The organism is Pseudonocardia sp. (assembly GCF_050246655.1).
Lineage (GTDB): Bacteria > Actinomycetota > Actinomycetes > Mycobacteriales > Pseudonocardiaceae > Pseudonocardia.
Map to the genome: position 1 here is coordinate 1 of NZ_JBFWVQ010000201.1, position 5511 is coordinate 5511.

Below are 5511 nucleotides of genomic sequence, written 5' to 3' on the forward strand. Positions count from 1 at the left end.
CGCATCTCGCCGCCGCGAGTTGCGGGTTCTGTCAGGCCGTCATGTGCCTCTCACCAGCCCCGCAGGTCCACCGGCCAGGTCTCGAGCACCTCCGCGTCGTCACCCTCGCCGCGCACCAGGTGCATCCGCTCGTGCAGCGCGACGGTCGGGTCGACGTGGGCGGGCAGCGCGCGGATCCGGTCCCCGACGCGCAGCGGGGCGTCCGGCGCGAACGTGACGTGCTCGTCCGAGCAGAACCAGACCTGCCCACCCGGCACCGCCGGGTTGCCGTGGTCCATGCCCAGCGACTTCAGCCCGACGTCCGCGACGGCCCAGCCCGGCATGTCCCCGGCGGGGGCGGTCACCGAGATCACGGTCGCCAGCACCGTCAGCGCCTGGCGGAAGGGCAGCCCGGCGGCCGTGTAGGCGGTGTCCATCAGGGCGTAGGACCCGGCCTGGACCTCGGTCACCCAGGTGTTCATGGCGTACGTCCCGGTCCCGCCCCCGGACACGACCTCACCACCGACGTCGGCGTGCGCCGCCGTCAACCTCGCCATGCACTCCTCGGTCAGCCGGGCGCGCTCGGCGGCGTCGGGGAGCATCTGCAGGTGCCCCTCGTAGCCCATCACACCGCGGACGGTGAGCCCGGCGGCGCGGGCGTCGTCGGCGAGCCTGCCGGCCGACGACGGGGCGATCCCGCACCGCGGCAGCCCCACGTTGACGTCGATCAGCACCTCCCGCACACCGCCCACGACGGCGGCGGCGAGCGTCTCGGCCGAGTCGATCGCCACGGTCACGCGCGCGTCGAGCGCCCCGAGACGGCGCGCGTCGAGGACCTCGTTCGCCAGCAGCAGGTCCGCCCCGAGCCCGGCGGCCGCCATCCCCTCGACCTCCCGGATCGTCGCGCACGTGAAACCCCCGTGGTGCACGGCCTGCCGCCGCGCCAGCTCCGTGGACTTGTGCGCCTTGACGTGCGGGCGCATCCGCGGGCCCGGTAGCGCGGCCGCCATGTCGGCGAGGTTGGCCTCGAGCGCGTCCGCATCGACGAGCAGCGCGGGCGTCACGAGGTCGTGGATCTTCATCCCAGCACCCGTTCCCGGTAGGCGTTGGCGAAGCGGCGCTCGGGGTCGAGCCGGTCGCGCAACGTGGTGAACCGCGCGACGCCCGGGTGGCGCTCCCGCAGCGCCGCGGCGTCGAGCCCGTGCAGCTTGCCCAAGTGCGGGCGGCCGTCGAGGGCGAGCATCGCGTCCTCGACGGCGGCGAAGTACGCCTCGTGCGGACGCCCGCGCCGCACATGCACGGCGAGGTAGGCGCTGTCGCGCCGGTAGGCGGTGGAGAGCGGGATGTCGTCGCCTGCCGCGATCCGCACCTCGACGGGGAACGTCACCTCCTGCGCATGCCGCTGCGCCGCCTGCCGGACGGCTGCGAACGCCTCCGGCAGCGCCTCGCGCGCCACCGCGTACTCCATCTCCACGAACCGGACCCGCCGCGGGCTGGTGAAGACCCGGTAGGAGCGGTCGACGTACTCGCCGGCAGCGAACCTGGCCGCCGCGAACCGGTTGAGCGCGGGGACGACGCGCGGTGCCGATTCGCCGATCCGGCACAGCGCCGCGAAGCCGGCGTTGCCGAGCAGCTCGTCGCCGAGCCACTCCGCGGCCCGGCTGCGGTGCGGCCCGTCGGCGGTGGTGCGGTTGTTGCGTTTGGCGGTGACGACGTCCGCGTGCGGGAACCAGTACAGCTCCGCGTGATCGTCCGGGCCGTCGAGCACGTCCAGGGCAGCGTCGAGCGGGAGCGTCTCCTCGACGGCGTGCAGGTGGAACGCGGGCACCGTCGCGAGTGTCAGCGACGTGACGACGCCGAGTGCGCCGAGGCCGATCCGTCCCGTCCGCAGCTCGTCGGAGCCTGCGCCCCAGCGGGCGACGCTGCCGTCGGCCAGCACGATCTCCATGCCTCTGACCTGCGCCGCCAGCCCCGGGTGGTGGGTGCCGGTGCCGTGGGTGCCGGTGGAGATCGCGCCGGCGACGGTCTGGGCGTCGATGTCACCGAGGTTGGCCAGCGCGCGGCCGTGGTGCCACAGCAGTTCGTCGAGGGTGCGCAGGGTCATCCCGGCGGGGACGGTCGCCAGGTCGCCGTCGATCGCGAGGAGGCCCGGGTCGGACGGCGCCACGATCGCGACGCCGTCGGGCGTTCCGACGCCGGTGAACGAGTGGCCCGAGCCGAGCGCCGTCACCCGCAAACCGTCCCGCCCCGCCGCCGTCACCGCCTCCGCGACCGCCGCGACGTCGCCGGCGACGACCGTCCGGGCCGGGCGCGCGTGTTGCGTGCCCGCCCAGTTGCGCCAGCCCATGCGGCCAGCATGGCCGACCGGCGCCGCGACGCAGGCGCGGCGCGCCTGCACCTGCGCGGCACGTGGGATCGCGTGACCGGCCTCGCCGCCTGCCGGATGCGCGCCGCCCCGCGCCTGCCGGATGCAGGACTCGCGCTGGTGGAACCCGCAACTCGCGGCGGTGGGATGCGGAACTCGCGGGTGGGCGGGATTACGCCGCGGGGAGCTGGCCCCGGGCCGCGGCGTCCAGGATGTCCTGCGCCGGCCGCGGCACGTGCACCGCGCCGGTCTTCTCCAGCTTCGCCAGCTCGTTGCGGGCCAGGCCGTACGCCGCGAGCCGCTCGGCGTCGTTGCTGGTGTCCCGGGCCGTGGTGAGCAGCTTGATGGTGCGCTCGACCGCGCCCCGCTCGGTCGGGGACAACCCCGAGAGCCGGATCCGCTCGGCGGCGTCGCACGCGGCGCGCCACGCCCGTTCGGCGCGGTCCACGGCGGCGACGAACTCGGCGGCGGGAACGTCTCGGACTCGAAGGCCTGCGCGTGGGCGAACGCGTCGACGAACCGCGCCGTGCTCTCGACGGAGACGTCCGCGAGCGCGGGCAGGCGCAGCACGTTCATGGGGTCGCACTCGTAGGAGGCGTACTCGGTGCGCAGCCGGGCGAACCGGTCCCGGGCCGCGCGCCAGGCGAACTCGGGGTGCGGGGCGCGCAGGGCCGGGTGCGCCGCCCGCACCGCCGGGTGCGCCCCGTGGTGGCGGTGGTGCAGCGCGCGGTGGTACTGGCGCCGGTGCTGGGCGATGGCCGCCGCCGCCAGCCCGAGGAGGAGCCCGGGCAACACCATGACCACGAAGAGCATGAACAGCATGCCGGCCATCGCGACCCCTCCCAGGACGACGACTCCTCCACCGAAGAGCACCGCGGGGGGCAGCCGCCGCGCGACGAGCGCCGCGCCGCCCACCCGGCCACGCCTGCCCCGGCCGTGGACGTGCACCGACCCGCCGCGACGGCCGTGGGCATGATGGCGGCGTCTCATCCCTCATTGGTACCGAAGCCGGGCCGTGGGTGCAGGGTCCGAACGAGTGTTCGCGGTCTCGACCTGCGACCCTTGCTGGCGTACCCGGCCCGAGGTGCCGATCATTGCGCGGGACCGGTCCGCGGGGGCCGGCCGGAAGGAGAGCCGTGTTCGCCAAGGTACTGGTCGCCAACCGGGGCGAGATCGCGATCCGGGCGTTCCGGGCCTGCGCCGAACTCGGAGCCTCGACGGTCGCGATCTACCCGTACGAGGACCGCAACTCCCTGCACCGGGCGAAGGCGGACTGGTCCTACCGGATCGGCGAGCCGGGCCACCCGGTGCGGGCCTACCTGTCGGTGCCGGAGGTGATCCGGGCGGCGAAGCTCGCGGGCGCGGACGCCGTCTACCCCGGTTACGGCTTCCTGTCCGAGAACCCCGAGCTGGCGGAGGCCTGCGACGAGGCGGGCATCACCTTCGTCGGCCCGCCCGCGCGGGTGCTGCACCTGACCGGCAACAAGGCCCGCGCCATCGCTGCGGCGCGCGAGGCGGGCATCCCGGTGCTGTCCTCCGGCGCCCCGTCCGCGGACGTCGACGAGCTGCTCGCGGCGGCCGGGGAGATCGGCTTCCCGGTGTTCGTGAAGGCCGTCGCCGGGGGCGGCGGGCGCGGTATGCGCCGGGTGACGGACCGGGCCGCGCTGCGCGAGTCCGTCGAGTCCGCGATGCGCGAGGCGGAGTCCGCGTTCGGCGACGCGACGGTGTTCCTGGAGCAGGCCGTCGTGAATCCGCGCCACATCGAGGTGCAGATCCTCGCCGACGTCCGCGGGAACGTCGTGCACCTCTACGAGCGGGACTGCTCGGTGCAGCGCCGCCACCAGAAGGTGGTCGAGATCGCTCCCGCCCCGAACCTGGACCCGGTGGTGCGCGACCGGATCTGCGCGGACGCCGTCGCCTTCGCGACGCAGATCGGCTACGTCAACGCGGGCACCGTCGAGTTCCTGCTCGACGAACGCGGGCACCACCACTTCATCGAGATGAACCCCCGGATCCAGGTCGAGCACACCGTCACCGAGGAGGTGACCGACAGCGACCTGGTGATCGCGCAGCTGCGCATCGCGTCCGGACAGACGCTGCCCGAGCTGGGCATCCGCCAGGACCTCATCTCCGTGCACGGAACGGCGCTGCAGTGCCGGATCACCACCGAGGACCCGGCGAACGGCTTCCGCCCGGACACCGGCGTGATCGGCAACTACCGCTCCCCGGGTGGCCCGGGCGTGCGGCTTGACGGCGGCACGACCCACACCGGCGCGGAGGTGTCCGCGCACTTCGACTCGATGCTCGTGAAGCTCACCTGCCGCGGCCGCACGTTCGAGACGGCGGTGCGCCGCGCGCGGCGCGCGGTGGGGGAGTTCCGCATCCGCGGGGTGGCGACGAACATCCCGTTCCTGGCCGCGGTGCTCGCCGACCCGGACTTCCGGGCGGGCCGGATCACGACCAGCTTCATCGAGGAACGCCCCGAGTTGCTCTCGGCGCGCCAGCCCGCGGACCGCGGCACGCGGCTGCTCACCTATCTCGCCTCGACGACCGTGAACAAGCCCAACGGACGCCGCCCCAGGGTCGCCGAGCCGGTCGACAAGCTGCCCGCCTGCGACGTCCACGCCCCCGCCCCGGACGGCTCCCGCCGCCTCCTGCGTGAGCTCGGCCCCGAGGGCTTCGCCGCCCGGTTGCGTGCGCAGAGCGCGGTGGCCGTCACGGACACGTCGTTCCGCGACGCGCACCAGTCCCTGCTGGCCACCCGGGTGCGCACGCGCGACCTGGTCGCCGTCGCGCCGTACGTCGCGCGGCTGACCCCGCAGATGCTCTCCCTGGAGTGCTGGGGCGGCGCGACCTACGACGTGGCGCTGCGGTTCCTGCACGAGGACCCGTGGGAGCGGCTGGCCGCGCTGCGCGAGGCCGTCCCGAACATCTGCACGCAGATGCTGCTGCGTGGGCGCAACACCGTCGGCTACACGCCCTATCCCACCGAGGTGACGGACGCGTTCGTCGAGGAGGCCGCCGCCTCGGGCCTGGACATCTTCCGGATCTTCGACGCGCTCAACGACATCGACCAGATGCGCCCCGCGATCGACGCGGTGCGCGCGACGGGGACGTCCGTGGCCGAGGTGGCGCTCTGCTACACGGGCGACCTGTCGAACCCGGCG

General features: G+C 74.5%; 4 protein-coding genes. 1 reads left to right on the forward strand and 3 read right to left on the reverse strand.

Annotated features, from left to right (window positions below):
- Positions 1-50: 50 nt before the first annotated feature.
- The 3 genes from AB7J25_RS29945 to AB7J25_RS29955 form a co-directional block, all read right to left on the reverse strand.
- Positions 51-1061: an alanine racemase gene (locus tag AB7J25_RS29945; RefSeq protein ID WP_428514633.1), complete on the reverse strand. Its 1011-nt coding sequence runs from the start codon at positions 1059-1061 to the stop codon at positions 51-53.
- Positions 1058-2326: a D-arabinono-1,4-lactone oxidase gene (locus AB7J25_RS29950; RefSeq protein ID WP_428514634.1), complete on the reverse strand. Its 1269-nt coding sequence runs from the start codon at positions 2324-2326 to the stop codon at positions 1058-1060. Before AB7J25_RS29950 ends, AB7J25_RS29945 begins: the two co-directional genes overlap by 4 nt.
- 190 nt (positions 2327-2516) lie before the next feature.
- Positions 2517-2792 carry a hypothetical protein gene (locus AB7J25_RS29955; protein ID WP_428514636.1) on the reverse strand — a complete coding sequence of 92 codons (276 nt, stop codon included), beginning with the start codon at positions 2790-2792 and terminating at the stop codon, positions 2517-2519.
- Between the two features lie 688 nt (positions 2793-3480).
- Here AB7J25_RS29955 and AB7J25_RS29960 point away from each other — a divergent pair.
- A partial coding sequence (locus AB7J25_RS29960; RefSeq protein ID WP_428514638.1) for a pyruvate carboxylase occupies positions 3481-5511 on the forward strand: 2031 nt, incomplete at its 3' end.

Bases quoted from the DNA above. Each gene is read 5' to 3' on its own strand.
- AB7J25_RS29950 (WP_428514634.1), bottom strand. From the start codon at position 2,326: ATGGGCTGGCGCAACTGGGCGGGCACGCAACACGCGCGCCCGGCCCGG.
- AB7J25_RS29945 (WP_428514633.1), bottom strand. From the start codon at position 1,061: ATGAAGATCCACGACCTCGTGACGCCCGCGCTGCTCGTCGATGCGGAC.